The sequence below is a fragment of the Thermococcus sibiricus MM 739 genome, assembly GCF_000022545.1.
GTDB lineage: Archaea > Methanobacteriota_B > Thermococci > Thermococcales > Thermococcaceae > Thermococcus_A > Thermococcus_A sibiricus.
On record NC_012883.1, the window covers coordinates 1,059,420 to 1,081,036 of the forward strand.

At 39.7% G+C, this 21,617-nt stretch carries 24 protein-coding genes; 11 read left to right on the top strand and 13 right to left on the bottom strand.

Features of this window, described 5'->3' with window-relative positions; translation table 11 throughout:
- Positions 1 to 41: 41 nt before the first annotated feature.
- Positions 42 to 317: an acylphosphatase gene (locus TSIB_RS05650; protein WP_015849436.1), complete on the top strand. Its 276-nt coding sequence runs from the start codon at positions 42 to 44 to the stop codon at positions 315 to 317.
- Here TSIB_RS05650 and TSIB_RS05655 read toward each other — a convergent pair.
- Positions 314 to 907, bottom strand: coding sequence for a hypothetical protein (locus TSIB_RS05655; protein WP_015849437.1), 594 nt, complete (start codon positions 905 to 907; stop codon positions 314 to 316). The genes TSIB_RS05650 and TSIB_RS05655 overlap by 4 nt on opposite strands.
- A gap of 126 nt (positions 908 to 1,033) precedes the next feature.
- On the opposite strand from TSIB_RS05655, the gene TSIB_RS05660 reads away from it, so the two are divergent.
- Positions 1,034 to 3,022: a DUF460 domain-containing protein gene (locus TSIB_RS05660; RefSeq protein ID WP_015849438.1), complete on the top strand. Its 1,989-nt coding sequence runs from the start codon at positions 1,034 to 1,036 to the stop codon at positions 3,020 to 3,022.
- Positions 3,023 to 3,302: 280 nt separating this feature from the next.
- Complete coding sequence (locus tag TSIB_RS05665; RefSeq protein ID WP_015849440.1) at positions 3,303 to 4,316, top strand: radical SAM protein; 1,014 nt, start codon at positions 3,303 to 3,305, stop codon at positions 4,314 to 4,316.
- Here the strand turns inward: TSIB_RS05665 and TSIB_RS05670 are convergent.
- The 6 genes from TSIB_RS05670 to TSIB_RS05695 form a co-directional block, all read right to left on the bottom strand.
- Positions 4,303 to 5,268, bottom strand: a complete 966-nt coding sequence (locus tag TSIB_RS05670; protein ID WP_048160360.1) for a TIGR00269 family protein — start codon at positions 5,266 to 5,268, stop codon at positions 4,303 to 4,305. The two genes, TSIB_RS05665 and TSIB_RS05670, sit on opposite strands and share 14 nt — an antisense overlap.
- 169 nt (positions 5,269 to 5,437) lie before the next feature.
- Entirely contained in the window at positions 5,438 to 5,647 is a 210-nt protein-coding gene (locus tag TSIB_RS05675) for a hypothetical protein (RefSeq protein ID WP_225807886.1), read from the bottom strand.
- A gap of 2 nt (positions 5,648 to 5,649) precedes the next feature.
- On the bottom strand, positions 5,650 to 5,943 hold the full coding sequence (locus tag TSIB_RS05680; RefSeq protein ID WP_015849443.1) for an ArsR/SmtB family transcription factor: 294 nt from the start codon (positions 5,941 to 5,943) through the stop codon (positions 5,650 to 5,652).
- A gap of 60 nt (positions 5,944 to 6,003) precedes the next feature.
- Entirely contained in the window at positions 6,004 to 6,678 is a 675-nt protein-coding gene (locus TSIB_RS05685; RefSeq protein WP_015849444.1) for a DUF2202 domain-containing protein, read from the bottom strand.
- On the bottom strand, positions 6,675 to 7,304 hold the full coding sequence (locus tag TSIB_RS05690; protein ID WP_042699193.1) for a translation initiation factor IF-2 N-terminal domain-containing protein: 630 nt from the start codon (positions 7,302 to 7,304) through the stop codon (positions 6,675 to 6,677). Before TSIB_RS05690 ends, TSIB_RS05685 begins: the two co-directional genes overlap by 4 nt.
- Positions 7,305 to 7,400: 96 nt before the next feature.
- Positions 7,401 to 8,273, bottom strand: a complete 873-nt coding sequence (locus TSIB_RS05695) for a DUF2202 domain-containing protein (protein WP_015849446.1) — start codon at positions 8,271 to 8,273, stop codon at positions 7,401 to 7,403.
- A 409-nt stretch (positions 8,274 to 8,682) separates the two neighbouring features.
- On the opposite strand from TSIB_RS05695, the gene TSIB_RS05700 reads away from it, so the two are divergent.
- Positions 8,683 to 9,417, top strand: a complete 735-nt coding sequence (locus TSIB_RS05700; RefSeq protein WP_048160361.1) for an RAD55 family ATPase — start codon at positions 8,683 to 8,685, stop codon at positions 9,415 to 9,417.
- Here TSIB_RS05700 and TSIB_RS05705 read toward each other — a convergent pair.
- From TSIB_RS05705 to TSIB_RS05725, 5 genes are all read right to left on the bottom strand, one after another.
- The gene (locus tag TSIB_RS05705) at positions 9,410 to 9,922 is read right to left on the bottom strand and encodes a TIGR00725 family protein (RefSeq protein ID WP_015849449.1); all 513 of its coding nucleotides are present in this window, start codon (positions 9,920 to 9,922) and stop codon (positions 9,410 to 9,412) included. The two genes, TSIB_RS05700 and TSIB_RS05705, sit on opposite strands and share 8 nt — an antisense overlap.
- A gap of 4 nt (positions 9,923 to 9,926) precedes the next feature.
- Positions 9,927 to 11,060, bottom strand: a complete 1,134-nt coding sequence (locus TSIB_RS05710) for a site-2 protease family protein (protein ID WP_048160362.1) — start codon at positions 11,058 to 11,060, stop codon at positions 9,927 to 9,929.
- A gap of 139 nt (positions 11,061 to 11,199) precedes the next feature.
- The gene (locus TSIB_RS05715; protein WP_048160363.1) at positions 11,200 to 11,949 is read right to left on the bottom strand and encodes a lipoate--protein ligase family protein; all 750 of its coding nucleotides are present in this window, start codon (positions 11,947 to 11,949) and stop codon (positions 11,200 to 11,202) included.
- A 37-nt stretch (positions 11,950 to 11,986) separates the two neighbouring features.
- Complete coding sequence (locus TSIB_RS05720) at positions 11,987 to 12,499, bottom strand: signal peptidase I (RefSeq protein ID WP_015849452.1); 513 nt, start codon at positions 12,497 to 12,499, stop codon at positions 11,987 to 11,989.
- Complete coding sequence (locus TSIB_RS05725; protein WP_048160364.1) at positions 12,478 to 13,029, bottom strand: DUF531 domain-containing protein; 552 nt, start codon at positions 13,027 to 13,029, stop codon at positions 12,478 to 12,480. Before TSIB_RS05725 ends, TSIB_RS05720 begins: the two co-directional genes overlap by 22 nt.
- 73 nt (positions 13,030 to 13,102) lie before the next feature.
- On the opposite strand from TSIB_RS05725, the gene TSIB_RS05730 reads away from it, so the two are divergent.
- The 4 genes from TSIB_RS05730 to TSIB_RS05745 all read left to right on the top strand — a co-directional run bounded on the left by TSIB_RS05730 (position 13,103) and on the right by TSIB_RS05745 (position 17,125).
- A complete protein-coding gene (locus TSIB_RS05730) occupies positions 13,103 to 14,173 on the top strand; it encodes a hypothetical protein (RefSeq protein WP_015849454.1) in 1,071 nt (356 codons plus the stop codon).
- A gap of 15 nt (positions 14,174 to 14,188) precedes the next feature.
- Positions 14,189 to 15,124, top strand: coding sequence for a dipeptidase (locus TSIB_RS05735; RefSeq protein ID WP_015849455.1), 936 nt, complete (start codon positions 14,189 to 14,191; stop codon positions 15,122 to 15,124).
- 47 nt (positions 15,125 to 15,171) lie between these two features.
- Positions 15,172 to 16,011: a class I SAM-dependent methyltransferase gene (locus tag TSIB_RS05740; RefSeq protein WP_015849456.1), complete on the top strand. Its 840-nt coding sequence runs from the start codon at positions 15,172 to 15,174 to the stop codon at positions 16,009 to 16,011.
- 127 nt (positions 16,012 to 16,138) lie between these two features.
- Positions 16,139 to 17,125: an AIR synthase family protein gene (locus TSIB_RS05745; protein WP_048160365.1), complete on the top strand. Its 987-nt coding sequence runs from the start codon at positions 16,139 to 16,141 to the stop codon at positions 17,123 to 17,125.
- Here TSIB_RS05745 and TSIB_RS05750 read toward each other — a convergent pair whose 3' ends face one another.
- The gene (locus TSIB_RS05750) at positions 17,126 to 18,220 is read right to left on the bottom strand and encodes an mRNA surveillance protein pelota (RefSeq protein WP_015849458.1); all 1,095 of its coding nucleotides are present in this window, start codon (positions 18,218 to 18,220) and stop codon (positions 17,126 to 17,128) included.
- A gap of 131 nt (positions 18,221 to 18,351) precedes the next feature.
- Between TSIB_RS05750 and TSIB_RS05755 the strand changes: the two genes are divergently transcribed.
- The 3 genes from TSIB_RS05755 to TSIB_RS05765 all read left to right on the top strand — a co-directional run bounded on the left by TSIB_RS05755 (position 18,352) and on the right by TSIB_RS05765 (position 21,595).
- A complete protein-coding gene (locus tag TSIB_RS05755; RefSeq protein WP_048160367.1) occupies positions 18,352 to 18,936 on the top strand; it encodes a 50S ribosomal protein L15e in 585 nt (194 codons plus the stop codon).
- Between the two features lie 209 nt (positions 18,937 to 19,145).
- The gene (locus TSIB_RS05760) at positions 19,146 to 20,078 is read left to right on the top strand and encodes a hypothetical protein (RefSeq protein ID WP_148206176.1); all 933 of its coding nucleotides are present in this window, start codon (positions 19,146 to 19,148) and stop codon (positions 20,076 to 20,078) included.
- A gap of 2 nt (positions 20,079 to 20,080) precedes the next feature.
- Positions 20,081 to 21,595, top strand: coding sequence for a hypothetical protein (locus tag TSIB_RS05765; RefSeq protein ID WP_148206177.1), 1,515 nt, complete (start codon positions 20,081 to 20,083; stop codon positions 21,593 to 21,595).
- The last annotated feature ends 22 nt before the right edge of the window (positions 21,596 to 21,617 follow it).

Consider the following 21,617-nt stretch of genomic DNA (forward strand, 5'->3'; position numbering starts at 1 on the left):
AACTTAAATTTTGTGCTGGTTATTCTTAATGGGGGGAATGAATGGAGATAGTAAGAGCACATCTAAGAATATATGGGCGGGTCCAAGGAGTCGGGTTTAGGTGGAGTATGCAAAGAGAGGCAAAAAAACTAGGTGTCAATGGATGGGTAAGAAATCTTCCCAACGGTAGTGTTGAGGCTGTCATCGAGGGAGAAAGAGAAAGGGTAGAAGCCCTCATTGGATGGGCCCATCAAGGCCCTTCATGGGCAAGGGTTACGAGAGTTGAAGTCGGCTGGGAAACGCCAAAAGGAGAAAAGGGGTTTAGAGTTGTGGGTTAATTTTTCACATTTAACCCTTCAACAGCTACTTTCTTGGGACAATACTTTACTTCACAATAGCTACAAACTACTCTTTCCTTGCTTTTCTCAGGAGTGTGAAGAACCAGTTTCTTAAACCCGGGTATATCTTTTATTTTCACAAATACGTCCACAGGTAAGATCCCATCTATAATTATATATGCCTTGGCGTCTTCTTGTCTCAAATTTCTACTAAAGATCTCCATAATCGGCACATTACTCTCGTGAAGATACCTCAAGAGTTCAGAGAGAGCAAATGAGTAATCTGTCTTCTCAAGTTCTATTTCTAGCACTTCCCACCCCATAATCGGTGCCATGGTTACTAAACTTGGGAGGGGATTTAATTTTTCAAATATCATCTTTAGTGGGTAGGTTTTTTCTATGTACTCAATAGTGTGGTAGATTATCTTTCTATTAACCCCAATTACACGAGAAAGTTCACTTATTGGAACTTCCACTTCTCTCAAATATATCTTACCATTTTTTACACTTAAACCAGTCTCAAAAAGGAATTCCGCAACCTTCCTTCTTGCTGGAAAATTCTTAAAATAAGAATCTAGTATGAGCATCATCTTTGGTCACCTCTTATACAATATTGTGTACAAGTGAATATTTAAGCTTTTCTATAACCAAAGTTTGCAACAAGCTTTAAAACCCTTTTTCCAAATATGAAACAGTGCGAAAGTCTCCAAAAGGTGATGCCTATTCTAGTCGTTGGTATTGATATAATCAGTGAAGAACCAAAACGTTTTGCCGTGGTTAGTTGGTTTAATGGAAAACTCGTCAAACATGGAGAGTTTACTTTCTATAGACTTATCAGGTTCATAAGAACCAAAAAACCAGATATAGTTGTCACAGACAATATACACGAGCTTGGAGAGTATTTAAGAAAATTCATACACGCTATTCCACAAGGAACGAAAATCGTGCAAATAACTGGTAGACCTGGGGAGCAGAAACCCTTATGGGGGCTGGCCAAGGAACATGGAATTAGAGTTGGAGATAAGTTTAATCCTTATGAAGAAGCAAAAGTATGTGCCCTCCTAGCCGCCAGGGGGATCGGTTATGAGGTCTTGGCCTTCGAAGATGAGGTCATTATTAAAGTTTCAAGAGGGAGAAGTCAAGGGAAAGGTGGTTGGAGCCAAGATCGTTATAGAAGAAGATTGCATAATTTGATACAAAATAAAGTGAGAGAGATTGAAGAGACCCTAAAAAAAGCCAACATTCCCTTTGATATAGAGATCAAAGAAAAAGATCAAGGGTTAGAAAGAGGGGAGTTCCGAGTATATGCATCTAGAGAAGAACTTGCAGGATTAATAAAACCCATGCGCGGAGGAGATATTGAAGTCCGAATACGACCTGTTGAGAGAAAAACCTTTGAGTTTGTCCCACTAAAAAGCGAACGTGCAATAAGAGAAAGAAAAAGTGTTATAGTCGGGCTTGATCCAGGTATAACAGTAGGAATTGCTGCCCTAGACCTCAATGGGCAGGTATTGATGACATATAGTGAGCGAAACATGGCTATAAGTGATGTGATTAAGTTTATAAGTGAAATCGGACACCCCATAATAATTTCTACTGATGTAAATCCAGCTCCGGGATTAGTAGAAAAAATAGCCCGATCCTTCAAGGCCCTCCTTTTTGTACCAAGAGAAAGCCTAAAGGTGGAGGAAAAGAACGAACTTTTAAGAAACCTCGGAGTAACTGTGGAAGATGATCATCAAAGAGACGCCCTAACAGCGGCCTATAAGGCATATCTACGTTTAAAACCGAAACTTGACCATGTAGACGCAAAACTTAGAGAATTAGAGATTGAAGGAAAAGGAGAAGAGATAAAAGCCCTTGTCATACAGGGGTATAACTTGGGAGAGGCCATATTAAAGGTCAAAGAAAAAGAAAAACCAAAAGAAGAAATCAGAGCAGCAGAAGAGAAAGAGGCCTCTCTAGATCTTGGTCCATATCTCGAGAAAATAAAAGAACTTGAGAAAACCATCGAATTTCTAGAGAAAGAAAACCAAGAACTAAGAGCCATGATTGAAGAACAACGAAAAATCATTGAAAATTTAGAAACTAAAATTGCTACATACGATGAGAAAATTAGAGAAAAAATACTCAGAACCAAAGAGATAGAAACAAAAGAAAAGAGAATAGCATATCTCGAAAAAGAATTAAGAGAAGCAAAATCAATCATAGAAAAACTAAGCAAAGATCTAGTTCTAACAAAGAGGATGCATCTTCTCGAGCTTAAAGGAAGCGCTGTGCCAATTAAGGTCATTGAAAACTTAACTTGGAAAGAATTAGAAGAGTTAGAACGCTCTACTAGTATCAAAAGAGACGATGTCCTTTACATTATTAATCCCGCCGGTGCTGGCAGAAGCATAGGAGAGTATATATCAGAAAAAAGAGTAAAAGCTATAATAAGTGCAAAACCTCTACCTAATGTTATTTATGAAGTATTAAAAGAGAATAAAATTCCAGTTCTCTATGAAAGTGAAATTGAAGTAAAAAGAGTGGATGAATTCGCCATAGTAGATAGAAAAGAGCTTGAAAAAGTTATAGAAGAAAAACTAAATCAATGGAAAGAAGAAGAGAAACAAAAAGAAGTTCAAGAGTTCCTAAGACTTATTGAAGAATACAGGTTGAAAAGAATTAAAGAGCTTAAGAAAAAGGCTGATGAGGAACATTAGAGTCCATTTAGAAGCTCTTGAAGCAATCTAAAATAATTTCCATTACTGCAAACAAATCCTTAAATAAAACTGAGTTCCGGGAAGGGGTAAAACATTATAGGCAATCTAATGGGATTTCCAAGCATATGGTCTTTTACGAGTTCTTTTATCCACTTGGAGAGGTCCTCATCCGTAAGGGTGGGATAGTTCACAATCTTTGAATAATATATCACCTCTATAACATGATATTTCTCCGAATTTCAGAGAAAACCTTAAGCTGATTAAACTCAAAAACTCCTCGATGAGATTTGAAAACCTTTGTGAAAAATACAATGAGACTATTAAGTGTCTCGTTTGTGAGAGAAGATGCTCGATAAAAGAGGGCAAAAAGGGAATATGCAGGAACTACATTAATTTAGAGGGAAAGCTAGTGCATATAGGATATGGAAAGATAAGTACAGTTGAAAGCAGGCCAATTGAAATAAAGCCCTTCTTCCACTACTACCCAAATTCAACTGCATTAACTTTTTCTGGCTTTGGGTGTAATTTTTACTGCCCATGGTGCCAGAATTATCATTTAAGCTTCTCCAAGCTGCCGGAGAATACTAGAGAAACCCCTCCAGAGGAACTTGTAGACTTGGCTCTAAGAAGCAGGAATGATGGCCTTTGTGCGAGTTTTAATGAGCCCACTACCCTTTATACTTATCTCCTTGATACCTTTGAGTTAGCAGGGAGGAGAGGCCTCTACAGTTGCCTAGTAACGAATGGTTATTTTACCACTAAAGCCCTAAGAAGACTTATAGAAAGCGGGGCTTCTGGTTTCAGCATAGATATCAAGGGCTGTCCCAAAATGAAGGTTTTAAGTACTGTAGATCACAGAAAGGTCTTTAGAAATGCAAAAGAGGCCTTAAACTTAGGTGCCCACGTTGAAATGGTTTACCTCACGATTACAAGTACCAATAATTTCGAAGAATGCTACCATTGGATATTCAACATGCATTCAAAAATTCTTGGAGAAGACGTTCCCCTTCATATAAACCGTTATTATCCAATGAATTACTGGAAAGAACCACCTACAGCTGTAAAAAAATTGTTAAAGTTAAAAGAAATCGCACAGAAGGAATACAACTTAAACTATGTGTATGTTGGGAATATCGGTTCAGTTAAGCACGAAACCACATATTGCCCTACATGTGGTGAAAAGTTGGTAATACGCTCAGAATATAGAGTGCTAAAATGGAATTTAGAAAAAGACAATAGATGCCCAAGATGCAGTCAAAAAATTCCAATTTATGGGAATATCACTCGGTTCTAAAGCTAATCCCCCTTTCCTTTGCCGTACTTTGGACCTGAAGCTTAAAATTGCAGGCCTTGCATACTTCCCCTGTTGTAGGTTGGTCACAGATTTTGCATCGATTAAGGTCTCTGTTGGCATAGGCCTTAGCTAGTAATGGGAACATTTTATCATAACTCCTCAAGATCTGATACTTGGTGCCCGGATGCTTCTCTTCCATTTCATTTATCCAATCCCTGATCTCAGCTCTAAATGCCTCCACTGCGTAAGGACACTCGCTGAAATCTACTTCGATGTTATTTAAAATAGCATAAAGCACTATCTCCTTTTCTGGCACTTCTCTAAGAGGCTTTATCCTCGGCACAAGGCCTTCATGAATAACCTCATAATAGGGGCCAGTTCTTCCCAGCCTAGCCACATCCCCACGCATTACGTTCATAAGGAACATCTGCACTTCATCATCTAGATTGTGCCCAACAGCTAGTTTGTCGGCTTCTAAATCTTGAGCTGCATAGTTTATAAGCCATCTCCTCCATACCCCACAATAAGAACAGGCCCCCACACGCTCTCGCTTTTCAAAGCTCCCCATTATGCTAACAGTTTCATCCAGAGAGAAGCCAATGTATTCTTTAAATGAATAGATTTTATGCTCAATTCCAAGTTTCTTTGCATTCCTCTTTGCTATCTCAACACTCTCAGGCCTGTACCCTTCTATTCCCTCATCTATGGTTATTGCGATTATCTCAAAAGGAAACTTCTGGCTGAGCTTGTGAAGGATGTGGAGAAGAACAACACTATCCTTTCCACCGCTCACTCCTACCGCTATTCTATCTCCTCTCTTGATTAGCCCGTATTTTCTCACAGTCTGCTTTACTTTGCTCTCAACCATTTCATTGAAATGTTTATGACAATAAAACTTACCTTCATATCTCGCATGATATACTGCCTCTCTTCCACACTTCGTGCATTTCATTTTCCTCGCCTCAGTGAAGGGAAAGAACATCCCTTAAAAAGCCTTTCCTTTGAATTCTCTTATCTCTTTTCTGAGAGGCTTGTCGCGACCCCATTATAATGGTTCCGATAATAATTTACCTGATCGTGAACACGAACAATAATGAAAAAGAGTTAAAGCTGTTGAAGGGTTAAATCTCCTCCAGCTTTTTCTTTACCTCTTCTGTGTTTTTCCGCGTTTCTTCCAGAGCGTTCTTGAGTCTCTCAATCTCAACCTTGAACTCATTTAGAGTTTTGTTCAGCTGATAGAAAGCAAACACCAAAACAACGAGGATTATTAAGCCAAGGATTATGCTTATCCATCCGCTTGGAGTTGACATATACACTCCTCCCCAGGGCATTTTCATCCCTCCAGATTTACAATCACATCGTTGTCTATAACAAGTCTGAACTGCCTTGCACGGTAGTATTTCTTGGCCCTCGGATCATCCGGCTCAAGCCTAAGTTCACTCTCGACGAGGCCGGCATTTTCAAGCTTTTTGAGATGGAGATAAAGGAGCTGTCTTGATATTTCAAGTTCTTTGGCAAGCTCGTAAACGTACCACTCTTTTTGGCAAAGTAACTTAAGTATCTTAATCCTAACTGGATTAGAAAGTGCCTCGCATATCTTTGCAAGTTCCTCGATGCTCTGAACCATGATCAACACCGCTGATTGGGCCTGAAGAAAGTAGGAAAAGGAGAGATAAAAGCTTTCCGGTCAGTCCACTATACTTTCGTATTCCTCTTCACTCAATACCTGCGGCGTATAAACAACACCATAGTTCTCTCGGAGCAGTCTTGTGAATGCCCGCAGGTGGTTTTCACTCCCCATCCTCAGACTCCCAAATACCGCTTTTATGTCCTCATTATCTGTTCTTTTGAGCCACTCGTCAAGGTCTTTGATGTCAATTTCTTCTATAAGCGCTCCCACCTTAAGGGCCTCTACTTCGCCTTCGCTCCCTTGGGCAACAAGCCTTTCATAGAGCTCCTGCATCTCTGTGCTGTTAAACTCCCCGATTCCCATCCCCTCAAGGGGGTCGGTCAGGTTGTACTTCTCTATAAGGCCAAGCACCGCATCCATGTGAGTCTGTTCACTCTTCGCTATGTTGTTGAATATCGAAAGGCCGGTCTTGTTGTAGAGTACGAGGTATACGTCCCTTGCGAGCTTCTCTTCTTCCCTCATGTAGAGGATTGCTTCAATCTCGTCCGGGCTCAGTTCCTGAACGGGGTACGTGGAGACGTCTACACTCGCTCCCTCGCCATAACCTCCATCTTCGGGAGGGCCTCTTGTGCTGGAGCCCTCTGTGGTGCTCTCATCAGTACTCGTTATACATCCTGCTCCAACTGTTGCCAGGAGTACCAAGACAACGAGCAGAAAACTTATCTTTTTCATTCACTTTCACCCCGTAGTTCGGTTATAATTTCCTCCAACATGGCCTTGAACTCTTCATGGTCCAGGCCATAATTGTACTCAATCTCGGCCAGGGTATCATCGGGAGAGGCTTCTATTCCGTTTTTGCTGAGCTTCTCAATAAGGTCCGTTACTTCCACGTTGAACTCATCGGCGAGCTGCCGGACGATGTAGTACTTCATCATGGTGCCGGTGATGTAAACGTCCCCCGTGATCTCGGAAGTGTACTCAACGTCGACGGTGGATGTGTCCTCCTCTCCGCCGTACCACGCGAAAACCGGGTAACCTGCGACGAGGAGGAGTAAAGGGACAAAAACCGCAGCCACAGTCCTGAGTTTGGACTTCCTAAATCCAGATTTTAGCATTACCAGCATGCTATTGAACCCAATGACAAGGTGAACCATAACCAGCCCTGCCATCGCAAAGCCGAAGTACGTGTGTATCAAATCGAGAGTATCCTTATCAAATCCCAGAAACGTCCAGCCTATGGTCTCGGCTATTCTCCCGCTAGGTGCGAGGTAGAGGCCGATGCCCGTGAAGAGCTCTGCTACGAAAGTCACCACTAGTAGAAGGTCTATAACACCCCTTACGAGAGCCGAAACTTTCATGTGATCACCTTCGGTAGACATTTAACTCTCCAGTCTATCTCCGTATAAAAGTTCCGCTCCATATAAATCGCCTCCTCATCAAGAAGAAAAGGGAGATCATGGAGACACTCCGACTCCCCTAGTCCCTTTGCCGGAGCCCTTCATCTGGCCCCAGGCGTGTTTGAAGGCTTGGGCGAGCCCGTCTCCATCAGCGGTTCTGCCCTGTGATCCTGCGTTTCCGCTGCAGTCGCCTGTCCTGCTCCTCATGCCATGTCCGTTGTCAGCTCTCTCTGTGGCTCTTCCCATGCCACCCATCCCGCGGGTCGGGGCTGAGCTTAGTATCTCATCAACCTGCTCCTGGGGGAGCACCTGGGCAGTGTAGTCCACACCAAGCCTTTCTAGCTGGCCGACAAAGGCCCTGAGGTGGTTCTCCGAGCCAGCCATGAGGTTGGTGTACACGGTCTTGATGTCCTCGTTGTCGGTCTGGACTATCCAGTCCTCGAGGTCTTTTATGTCGGTCTCTTCTATCAGTGCACCGACCTTAAGCGCCTCCTCCAGGCTTGCACTTCCCATCTCAACAAGCTGGTCGTAAAGGGCCTGAAGCTCCTCGTTCTGGAAGACTCCGACCTGGTCGAGCGTGTCCGGAGCGGTCAGGTTGTACTTCTCTATAAGGCTAAGCACTGCGTTCATGTGCGTCCCCTCGCTCTCCGCTATGTTGCCGAACACCGGAAGGCTCCACTGCTCGTAGAGCGTCAGATAGACATCCCTTGCGAGCTTCTCCTCCTCAACCATGTAGAGCAGGCCGTCTATCTCTTCCTGGCTGAGTTCCGCGTAATATGTCGCTAAAGTGCCGTTGAGCATGGGTGCTACAGAGTTTTGGTCTGCATATGGGCTCTTTCCAGGAGTTCCTTGCCATGCTACTACACTTCCCAGGGTGAACCCTAAGGCAGCCAACATCAATAGGGCGATACCCCAAATTTTTTTCCTCATGTTAAATCACCTCTCCATATGTAATTCTAATATTACATATGTATGTAAAGTTTATAAAGTTTTTGGTCAGGCAATTCATGGTACTAAAATAATAGAGACATCGTTTCCAGAAGCCATTCAACTACATCGGCAGATGATTTACCAAAACCAAGAATTTTGGTGGGCAAAATAGCGGTATTCTCTCATGAAGATACTTGGAAAAAGTATAAAATCAAATCCTATGAACGCAAGCTTCATTTCCCAAAACATTAACATAACGAATGAACCTTACAATACTCATTTCTCGTTAAATATCATCATCAAAATCCTAAACCTAACCTTCTACTACTCATTCCCCTTACAGTATAAACTGAAAAATGAAAAAAGCTTAAATAAATAAATCCATATTGTTATTTGTATGGTGGTTATCATGGAACTCATAAAAACTAAGATTCCACAACTTGATGAAGCCCTTGGAGGGGGTATCCTAGAAGATAGTATTGTTTTAATAACATATGACACTTATTCGCAAGGTTGGACACTTGCTTTCGAGATTCTACGAAATCGAATAGAAGATGGAGACTTTGGAGTAATAATAAATTCAGTTGTTCCTATATCCATGCTCAACTTAGAATTGAAGAGGATTAACTTTGATCTCAATGAAAAAGGAGAAAATGGAGATCTGGGAATTATAGACATTTTTGCATCATTTTATGGGATAGAATACGAGCAACCATACATTTATTATGAAAATATGGATCAGGAGACTTATCTTCCAAAATTTATGGCTCTTTACAGGCAGATGCTAAAAGAGAAAATAAAAGATAGAAGACCCATAGGAATACAGGTAACCGCAGATGGGTTTGCATTTTTATTAGGAGAAGAAAGAGAGCTTAGAACTTTCCAAAAGAACCTGGCTGAAAAGGAAAATGCCTTAATTCGCGAAAAAAGGAAAAGACCAATAAATATAACCCTCCTCAATAGACACAGAGTATCTCAAAGGTACCTATCGTGGCTTTCCCTCTACAGCCAGTACCAAATAGATTTTAACTCACAAGAAAGCCAAATGGAGGAGAAAATGCTCATTAGAAAATCTCCCCTACCCAGCTTCAAACCAACCAAATTAAATTTCAAGATAGAAAACGGAAAAGTACTCATCACTTAGCGAGTTCTAATGCAAGTTTAGCTGCTTCTTTCCCACTTTTGGTGAAATGGACTTGTACCAGCTTTTTATGATCAAAATACCCATTTGAAGCTAAAAGTTCAAGGCGGTCACTTGGATAGCCCGTATCCGTAACAACAACAAGTACCTTTGAGTAATCATAGGCCATAAGGGCCTCTACCATGGTACCAATTCCACCCCCAAGAACAACCAAGACATCAGCAGAGTTAATCATGATTGCACTTCTCTCGGCAAAGTCCATACCTGTTTTTATCCTGATTGTATTGAACTCATTTCCTTTTTGTCTTTCTGGGAGTATTCCTACCACTAACCCCCCAAACCTTGCAAATTCCCTACTTGCTATTTCCATAATACCTCCTCTACCCCCAGTAAGGAGAACCACGGTATCCTTATATTTTGCCAATTCTTTGATAAATTCCTTTGTCTTTTCTACAGCTTTAGGAAGGGGCTCAGTATCGCTGGAACCAGCAATAGCTATTTGAATCATGCAATCACCCCAAAAGTCCTTTTAAGGCCGGAAAGAGATTAACGGCAAGCAGAAAGATGCCTATCCCAATGAAAAGATATGTAATTGACTTTGCAACTCTAGATGGAAGGAAAGCCTTTAAGCTATCATCCAGCATCTTCCCTCCATCTAAAGGAACTATTGGGAAGAGATTCATCAAACCTATGCCTAAATTAAGCATGTATATCCAGTAGAGAGAGAAAGATACTGGAAGGACAATGTTGTCAAAACCCACCTTTGAAATTATGTGCTGAGCTGGATAAACCCCTAAATACCCCTTTTCAGGGTTATCAGGATGTGAACCCAAGGGGATGGTAAATTTCAATTTATTACCATTTCTAAGAAGTTCAACTTCTATAATTTGCCCTGCAATCGTCTTGTTCATTATATCAAAGAATTCTTCAACAGTTTTGATTTCATGTCCATTTATTCCAATTATAATATCACCCTTTTGCAGGTAATCTCTAGCAGGCCCACTTTCAGCTAAATTTGAAACTTCAACCCCAGCAGGCTGTATAATAGGTGTCAAGACAAAACTTAACAGTAAAAGTGCTACAATTGCAGTTACAATATTCCCCATTGACCCCGCAGCATAGACCCTCAAACGACTTAACAATGGCGCCTTATTTAATGCTTCCTCATCAGGCTCAACAAACGCTCCGGGAATTACAAAAAAGAGTACAAGACCTACAGACTTTAAAGGTAAGTTTTCAGCTCTCGCAACAAAACCATGACTGAGTTCATGAACAAACATAACCACGATCAGACCAATTAATCCATACCACAAAGGAATTGTAACCCCGGGAATCACTAATTGGACTCCAGGAGTTGCCACTTTTGTTCTGAGATTTTGTAATGCGAGACTAAACAATGTGTAAAACACATATGCCATTCCTACGAAACCCAACCCTATGGCCAGTGTAGAATAGCCCTTCCAAAAAGTTCTAAATCTTGTACCCACTCTATCTATAAAATCAACAAACCGTTTGGTTCTCCATAAAGCAACGAAAAAATCAATCTGAAGGCCTTCTTCTTTCTCTTCCCTATATGCCCCCCCAATAAGGTAAAGTATGCCCCAAAAACCAACAATCACTGCTAGTACTGTAATCAAGTTCACCATTCTTCTCACCTGATTTCACTTCTAAAAGGACTTTAAAAAGATAGTGCATACTCTTAAAAAGAAATGATTCCAATATGAAAATGCGATGATGATTGATGGGCGAACCGAAAGATGAGGAAGGAAAGGTGATCGCTGAGCATCATCTTTGGAAATTCCATTCTTCTCTACCATACTTCTCTTCTAATAATTCCTCTGCAAGTTCAAGTTCATAATCAGTTAGCTTCCCTTCCTCAAGAGGGAATTTTTCAAAAAATTTGTCTCTTAAAATGTTATAAACTTCGTCTCTAGAGAGTTTTATTCCTTCACGTTCCAGTGTCGTGACTCGTTCCCATATGCTCCTCACTCCTTTATCCTGGAGCTTCTTTTGGGAAACCTTAAGAACTGAGGCAAGAATATCAACCCGAGTAGCGTACATAAATGTACCATGCTGTAAAATAACCCCTTTTCTCCTTGTCTGTGCAGAACCACTTATTTTCTTTCCATTGGCTATTATGTCATTTAAGCCGGAGAATCCTCCATTTAAGCCAACTTCTCTTAAAGCCTCTACAAGTGGACTTGCAATGGTTCTATAACTTTCCTCCACATTTTTCAAGCCTTTATAAGAATCTTCCCCTATAACAGCACTATAAGTGATCTCTCCATATTGATCATGGAAAACGCTACCCCCTCCAGTTATTCTCCGTACAACTGGAATTCCAAGTTTTTTACACTTTTCTAAGTCCACATCATATTCAACACTCTGAAATCTACCTATTGTAATGGAGCTTGGCTTGAAAACATAAAGCCTAACTGTATCTTCAACTTTTTCTTCTATCCTAGCTATCATTACAGCTTCATCTATGGCCATTTGAACTTCTGGCCTTGCAACAATTAATGGTATGAATCTCATTTCCACCACCTACTTAAACTACAACGTTAAGCGTTGCTCATCCCAAACCAAGTCTTTCCCTAATTACCAACGGAGGATATCCTATTTTAGGGAACACTAACAAAGCTTTTGATTCAATGGCCTCCTCCGGAATACATGGAAGCACATCCCCTTCCGCTAGAGGGAGGTAAGTTTTCAAATATGGAAATTCCTTCAGATCAAGAGGATAAAAATCATGTATCCAGTTATTATCCCCCTGTATAACAAAACACCGTTTTCCATTGTATTCCATAACGTTTTTTACCCTGTGAATTATCGGATATCTTGTATACGGCCGTCTATATACCACAACATTTCCGGGCTTTATTTCATCGGGTAGAACTCCCTTAAGAAGTACTACATCACCTCTATAGAAAGTAGGTTCCATGGAGCCACTTATCACAATAACAAGGGGGGACTCTGTGTGAAGTGCAATCTTTAATCCAGTATGAACTACAAAAACCACTATTAAACTAATGATCAAAAATACAATGTCTCCCTTCCATCCTTTTAACAACTTTTCTTTGGCCATTTTAATGCCTCCATAAGTGTTCTAATTTTTGTTGGTATCGAACCAATCGCAGTACACGTCTCCAAGCTGATCCTCTTCCCGTCAGTTATATCCAAATGGTATTTAGCCAACTTAAATATTTCCTTTGGCAAACCGTGCCTCCCAAGACCAACTACCAACATAAAGCTTTCCCCTCTAAGGGCCCTTTCCGCAAGTTGAAGTGAGGATATGTTCTTATTCTCGTCTGGTTTTCTTGTGGTTGCAACTATCTGCCCAAATTGTGGAGGAAAGCCAAGTTTTGGAAAATCAAGAAGATGAAACTTGTTAGTCTTCGCCAATTCTAAAAGGTATTTCCCGCTCTCTCCTATAGTAGTGCTTTTAGATATCTCACTACCAATTTCAAGAGGTTTCTTAGTTTCAAATGGGAATCCCACAAGTGCAAGATGAAAATCAAATGCATAACAAATAGGTGCAGCCCTTGCAATCGCCCTCAAGTGGGCTTCATGTAGCTTCTTTGGATCATACGAATTATATAACGATAAAGTAAGCATTTTTGCATCCCTACCAAATAAAAACTTAAGCAATGTTTATTAAGTTGTTTGTCCAACATAATTTTTGGTAATTATGGTTGAAATTGAAGACTTAATATACCTAGCAAGAAACAAGAGGTATGAAGAAGCTTTAGAGTTAGTCCACCAGTTAGAGGGAAACCTAGAGAAAGCTCTAACTCTAGGAGCTATGGCCAAAGAAGTCTTCCACATAGATGAGACAATAGCGTACAGCCTACTAGAAGACGCTGAGTATTTTTCTGAAAAAATAAAGAACAAAAAAGAGAAAGCAATTGCTCTTGCAAATGTAGCATCAGTATATGTCCTGATGAGAGACGTTGACTATGGTATGGCACTCTTTGAAAAGGCTCTGAAGGAAACAGAAAAAATAAAAAATGCAAAGGAAAAAATAAAACCTCTGATAGAGATAGCATATTATATGGGTATTTCTGGGTTAGTGGAATTTTCTTTCGACCTGTTTGAAAAAATCTTTGATATAATCATCAACCTTAAAGTCAACTACGTGAAAAAGACAGAGTATTTGCTTGATTTAGGGGATATGATGGAGAAAGTAGGGGATGAGTTGGTTTCTCCAGAGGCCTTGACATTTTATAAACGAGCCCACGATTTATTTGAAAAACTCCATGTGCCTGCAAAAGTTGCCACACTTGAGAAAAAAATCGACTTAGCGAAAACACTAAACACCGTGGGTATTCCGGAAATTAGAAATGCAGTAAAAGAAGGCAAGTATATTTATGCTACAAAACTTCTCATTAGATCTTTCGACGAGGAAAAAATGATAATTGGCCTCCTAGAAATAGCCCTTTGGATGAAAAAGAATGCCACTCTTGGTTATAATCAGATTGTAAACACTGCTCTTAAATATCTCAAAAATATCCAATTATCCCCCGACTCAATAGAGTACGTTATTAGGCTCTTAATAGAATTAGAGCGCTTTAAGACAGCTTTGGCACTTTCTATGAAAATAGAAGATGTATACTTACGTTCAGAATTTATGGGGGAAATTGCTATAGGAATGATAAAAAGTGGAGAAATTGACGGAGCTATGAAATTGGCCGAGAGAATTCCAGATGAGCACGTTCGCCTTAGCACCTTAATCGAGTTGAGAAAAATAGTTAAATACTAAAATGGAGGAATAAAAATGATTTTTGATGCTCACTGTGACTTGCCTACATATATTTATGAAAAACGAAAAGAGGGTAAAAATGCAGTTTTAGAAAATGAATTCGCCAAGTTTTTTGGCAAATACATAACTTCCAGAGTGATGGCCGTATGGAGCAGACCAGAAAAGAGGGCCACAGCTCTGAGGTATGCTCTGGAAGTGGTGAACACTCTTCACAAAGATATCATTGAGAGTCCAAGTTTCGCTTTCGTAACAACCACTGATGAAATGCGAAATGCTGTTAAGAATGGTAAAGTGGCTCTCTGGTTAGGATTAGAGGGCGGGGAACCGATAGAAGACAGCTTGGATTTACTTGAAATCTTTTATAAACTTGGAGTTAGAGTCCTAACACTAACTTGGAATTTAAGAAATGCTATTGGCGATGGAACCTTTGAACGGACAAAGGGAGGTCTAACAAACTTTGGTGTAGAGGTTTTGGGAAAGGCAGAAGAACTTGGAATACTCATAGACGTTAGTCATTTAAATGAGCAAGGCTTTTGGAATGTAATTGAAACAACTGCATTCCCGATAATTGCATCCCATTCAAATGCGTATTCCATTTGCGAACATGTAAGAAATTTAAAAGATGATCAAATAAAAGCGATATCAGAGAGAAAGGGAGTTATCGGAGTTAGCAGCATCCCAGCATTTGTTGACAAGGAAGCTCCCACCCTTGAAAAAATGGTCAACCACATAGAGTATATAGCGGATTTAGTTGGCTACAAATATGTTGGCTTTGGCTTTGATTTTGTTTATTATCTAAGCTGGTGGAAAGGGGAAAGTGTAAAGGGGTTTGAAAATGAAGAAAGAATTCCGGCCTTATTGGCCAAACTGGATGACTTATTTAGTAAAAAAGAGATTGAAGCAATAACCTTTGGAAATTTTGAAAGAGTTTTCGAAAGAGTTATTGGGTAACTAAAAACTTTTTAAGCCCTTTTTCTTTTCTCTACGTTGTGAGAATTATGAACGAAGTTTACTTTCTAACCTTCAGAGAGGCCAGGATGATGCTACTCCGCAATGGAGAAGTGAGGTTAAATTTAGATTTGAGAAAGACAAACAGAATTCATAAAGTGATAGTTAAAGAAGATAAAGTGGTTTTTCCCGACGAAAGTGAGATTGAGAAGGATATTCTCAAAAAGATAGCCAAAGATGAGAATACTGTGTATTTCTTAAAAGATTCCCACATCTATAAAGCCGCAATAGCCCACGGAGGATTCTATAAACTTGTACCTACAATTCCACCAACAATCGAGATAAACGGCATCAGAATGCACCGAACTAAAGACACAAATCCACTAAAAGACACACGAAGCAAAGTGGATACTGTAAATCCACGAGAGAGTGAATTTGTCTTAGATACATGCATGGGGCTAGGGTACACTGCAATAGAAAGTGCTAAGCGTGGTGCTTATGTAATGACAATTGAGAAAGACCCTAATGTCATCGAACTCGCCCGTCTAAATCCATGGAGCTGGGAAGTCTTCAATTCTCAAAATATTCAGGTTATTCAAGGTGATGCCTCCGAAATTATCAAAAAATTCAACGATGAAACTTTTAATGTGATCATTCACGACCCTCCAAGATTTTCTCTCGCTGGACACCTCTATAGCGAGGCTTTCTACAAAGAGCTGTTTAGAGTTTTAAAACCCAAGGGTAGACTTTTCCACTATGTAGGTAACCCAGGGGCCAAATACAGAAAGAAAGATCTACAAAAGGGGGTTATAGAACGATTAAGAAATGCTGGATTCACAAAAGTCAGGAAAGTTGAAGAAGCTCTTGGAGTTGTAGCAACAAAACCTTAAATTTTTAAGCCTCCAAAGAAATCTTTCCTCATGCTTTCAATGATCCTAGATCATACCAAAAAGAGTGATAATACTCTATAAAAAACAGCAAACAATATTGGTGAGAATTTCAAATGGGGGGTTGCTGATGCTACCATTTGGAAAAATTCGGAGTGAGGTTTTAAATAATATAATTTTAAAAAACATAAGTGTTAATGATCCCAAAATCGTTTTTGGGCCCAAAGAAGGGTTTGATGCTGCTGTCCTTGAATATGATGAGAAAAATTATTTAGTAATTGCAACTGATCCGATTTTAGGTGTTCCAAAAGAACATTTTGGGTTTTTCACATATCACTTTGCCTCAAGTGACGTGGCAGTTTTTGGGGCCATACCTAAATGGTTGATAGTTAACCTTCTCCTCCCTAATGGAACAACAGAAGAAGACCTCAATTCTGTTATGAGAGAACTTAATGAAGAATGCAAAAAGTATGGAACCTCAATTATTGGTGGACATACGGGGGTTTATTCTACCACAAGAAGCTTTACTGCCACAACAACAGCTATAGGCCTCGTAAAAAAGGACGAACTGAAGCTTCCTCTTGCAAAACCCGGCGATGATATAATAATAACTAAGGGAATTGCAATAGAGTTTGCAGTTGGTGCTGCATGGTTCAGAACAGAAGAACTCAAGAAAATTCTCTCTCCCTCTCAAATTTCCTCCCTTCGAGAGATGTACACGCTTGAGACCGTCGTTAAAGATGCATTATTGGCAAAAAAATTTGCACGGGGGATGCACGATGTAACAGAAGGAGGATTAACAACACTACATGAAATCGCTGACAATTCAGAGGTTGGATTTGAAGTTTATTATGAAAAATTGCACATGCCTCCTCTGGTAAAGAAAGTCGTGAAATTTTATGGAGTAAACCCGCTAACGGTCTCTTCAACGGGGACCTTGATAATAATCTCTCCTCAAGAAAATACAAGCAAGCTGATCAAAGCCCTTCATTCACATGGAATAAATGCTTCCACAGTTGGAAAATTCACCGAAGAAAAAGAGAGGGCCCTAATAAAAAAAGGCAGAAAAGAAGAGTTCCCAAAGTTTGAGAAAGATGCATATGCAGAAATGTATTGATTATTTTATTTTATACCTTAAGAGTGCAGCTATTCCTCCCAAAGCTTTAAGCTTCTCTCCTCCTTCATGTTCTGAACTAACTATCAAAACTTCTCCGCGTGTTCCTCTAACAAACTCCATTATCTGCTCTATTTTATCTTTGTACTCCCCTTTCATGAGTTCATCTATAACCAAAAGTGTTTCTATAGCTCCATAACTTGCGGCCTCTTCAACTTCTTTTAATCCATATACAACCAATTTCCCTCTTGATATCTCCTCAATAACTTTCTCCACAAGCTGTACTTCCTTGGCAACTCTGTTCTCGTGGTAGACCTTATCAACTGTCCCTCTTCTGATAACCTCGTATATGCCAGTACTGCCTGTAACACTCGTATCCTCTATAACAACCTTCTTTGCCAGATCAGGGTAATTTTCACTCAAAAACTTGTAAAAGTTTTCCTTTGTAAATCCCGGACCTGCCACAATAGCCTTGTCCACCCTTTCTCTCTCCATTATTTCAAGCATTGTCTTTGAGAGATCGTGGAAGAATTTCTTCTCCTCACTCTCCCTATCAGCATTGTATCTCTTCCCTCCAAGGTTGTGGGTTATATTTGCAATGTGTTCGACCCCATACTCTCTTACTACGGCAATATCCGCTTCTCCTTCATCAATCACAGTTATCATGACCCTAGCTCTTTGGGAGGCTTTTACTGCTTCCTCTAAACGTTCTATATGGTGTCGTTTCCACTTTTCCTTCTGGATCGTGATTGTATTATTCTCCTCAATAGCCAGGGTATGATATTTGCCAATAGGGACTTCTTCCCTTGAACTGGAAACTATAGGGCCGGTTATTCTAAGGGAATTTGCGAATTTGTGAAAATTAACCTTTTCAACCTTTATCCCCAGAAATACGGGAATTGTCTGAACTTTTTCTGGCCTTAGAGAATCACTTCTCTGACTTTGTTTTCTAAAGGTTTTGGCATAAACAATATCCCCCTCTTCAATAACATGATAAAGATGCCAGAGGTCATCAAGAGTTTCTACCTTTACCTTGATTTTACCCTCTTTAGGGTCCTGATGAATTATCTTCACTCTCACCACCAACTTGAAATTCATCACTCACTTTTTAAATATACAGCGCAACTTTTAAAAAGCAACCTTGTTTATTCACCTTGACTAGGCGGTGAAAACCGCGGGATGTTCCGCTCTACGGAGAACCATAAACAGTGAAAGACGAGGTGAAAAAAATGGGAATGTACAAATACATTAGGGAAGCTTGGAAGAATCCAAAAAAGACATATGTAGGAGACCTATTAAAACAGAGGATGATTAAGTGGAGAAGGGAACCGGGCATTGTGAGAATTGAAAGACCCACCAGACTTGACAGGGCTAGAAACCTGGGATACCAAGCTAAACAAGGTTATGTTCTTGTAAGAGTTAGAGTGAGAAAAGGTGGAAGGAAGAGACCAAGATGGAAGGGTGGAAGAAAGCCCTCTAAGATGGGTCAGGTTAAGTATTCACCCAAGAAGAGCCTCCAATGGATTGCCGAGGAAAAGGCAGCTAGAAAGTTCCCCAACCTTGAGGTTCTTAACTCCTACTGGGTTGGGGAGGATGGTATGTATAGATGGTTTGAGGTCATACTTGTTGATCCACATCACCCAGTTATAAAGAGCGATTCAAAAATAGCGTGGATTGCCGGAAAGGCCCACAAAGGTAGGGTCTTTAGAGGACTCACAAGCGCTGGAAAGAAGAGCCGTGGCTTGAGGAACAAGGGTAAAGGTGCGGAGAAAGTTAGACCAAGCATCAGAGCCCACAGAGGAAGGGGTAAGTGAAAACTTTTAGCTTTCTTCTTGTTCCCTTTCTGTTAGATTTTATGCGTTTGATTCTAATTTCTAATCATCAATTCATTTTGTGACTTTTAAGTGGTTAAGCTAAACCTGAATAACGAAGTAAAATTTCATTAATACTAATAAGAGTGTTAAAAGTCGAAAAACTTAAAAAAACATCATGAATAACTACTAATTGAGGCAATACCGTGGTGTTGGGGATACCTTACTCTAAAAAGTGTTATGTGATAGTGGAAACTCCTCAAAATCCATATAACACAGAGGATCCAGTAAGTGTTAGGGAGACTCTCCAGAGTTGGGATGTTGATGGAGCATTTTTAAGTTATAACCAAGGATTTGGAGAAAGAGACAGATTTTATGAATATTACTCAGCTTTGGAAGACTATATAGAAAATTTGGGATTTATTGTAAATACATTTGGACGATATTTCTCTGATTATACAACAACAGCCTGCACTACTGGAGAGGATATTAGTGGGTGGATCAATCCTTATTTGATCTACAAAAATGGGATAAACTTCGACAGTCAATATAAAAATATGCTAGATAACCTAATAGAATATCTAAATAGATATCCTTTGGGAGAAGGAATGGTTTTGTTTGATCACGTAAGATATCCGCAGGGAAATAGTTATTGTCCAAATTGCTCTGTACAAACATGGCAAAATAGAATTTATAATATAACTCAAGCCACAAGTATCGTGAAAAGTTATATTTCAAACAATGCTAATATTAGTACACAAAGCTTTGGAGGAGTTTTGCATCCGCAAAGAAATCCAACAAATAACACTTGTTGCCAAGCTTGGAATGTTGGACAAGCATATGATGATACAAAGGGTATCACAAGGTACCTTGGTTTTGTAGCTGTAATGTTGTATACCATTCTAAGGGAAGATTACATTCAATGGATGTTCAACCTTGCAAAAAATGGTGACAGTTATTCTGGCTATTCCACAACGGGAACGAATAAAGAATTGTTAATTTTGCTTTCTACGTATCCAACAACTTACAACTACTATGATGATCTTCAAATAGTTATAAATGACGCACTGAATTATTTTGAAGGGGTTGTCTTTTGGGAATACCAATCATTGAAGAACAACTTTGGAGGTATAGAGAGGTATTAAAGATGAAGTTGGAGTCCAGGATGAAAATCTTTGTAGTTGTAGTTCTTGTGCTTTTACTTTCTCTTCCTTTTTCATTAGCCCAAAGTGTCTCTGTGGAAAAAGATTACCAAATGAGAACACTCCACTCTTACGCTAAAAATTATGGAATCTCAAGCTACAGTTTTGTTAAAGAGAGTGATGAGTTATATTTATCGTGCCTTAAAGTTATAGCCCTAGCAAGAAGCAGCTTTCCAAAGGATTCTCCAGACTTTCAGAGGCTGGTAGAGGAGATAAAATCAAAGCAATTAAAGGACGGCTCGTTTCCACCGATAATAACTGACGATTATCCAAAAGAAGAAGGAGAGTGGTTTTACTGGGAAAAATCTAAAGCCGCTGGAACTGCTCTTGCCTTGCTTGCTCTTCTTGAAGCTGGGGAAAGCCCAAACTCCGAAGTTGTAACCAAGGGAATTAAATTTCTCTTGGCCAACAAAACAGAGGATTATTGGACGTCTACAGTTTACATGGACTGGGAAAAGACAGGCATTAAAAGAATTGGAGAGTTTTCAAGCTTAGTGGCAACAGCTTATGCTACTGCACTATTGCATAAACTTGGCTACAATGTTACTGATTCTTGGGAGTGGGTTAGGGTTAACTTGAATGCAAAGAACTTAACTAGAAACTATAGCTTTGGTAACTTTTTTACGGGTTTTCTCTTTCCACAGCCGTATAGGGATTTTAGAATGCCCTATGAAAGTTTAACTTTACCTTTACTCTATCTAACGGAGGAGGGCTTTAAAGTTGATAATGAACCTTTAGAATTTCTTATTTCACTCTTTAAGCAATCTCAGTACTCAGAGAATGCAACACTACTCTTCACTTTTTATGAGAATTACACCACTAACTATGAACTTAAAATCCTCCGTTTTTCATTGACAAAAGGAGGAACATGGGAAAAGGAGAGGATGGTTCAAGGGGTTACTGATGATAAAATTAAACTCCCGATAAATCAGAAAGAAGGCATTGTGGTTTTAAAGGTGGAAGGTTTACGGAAGATAAACTTCCAAAAATCGGGTGTTTTCTTGGATTTGCAAATAATTAAGAGAGGAATGAAAATCTACGCTGAACTGCCCGTAAATTACATCGATTTTCGTTCTTATGTTAATTCTCAAATAGTTCAGTTCTCCGAAAGTAATGAGACATATTACATAATCTTTCTTCCTGAACTGGATGGTTCATGGAATCACGATGTATATTCGACTTCAATAGCACTAATTTGGTTATATTTAGCAGGTGAAACCGATTATAATGGATTTAAGAAGGGAATTGAATTTTTGCTCCGTAATGATAGGAGTTTGGACTTTGACGGTTATGCTTATGCTTTGATTGCTTTAAGCTTGTATGGTGGAGAGTGGGAGAAGAGCAAGCCAGAGATTAATGCCATTGTTTCTAATGAGGAAGAGAGTATTAAATACTCAGCTTACATTCTCGCGATAATTATGATATTTTCAATAGGTTACTTTTGGAGAAAGCGTAAATAAGATAATTTACGTTAAGTGAGAA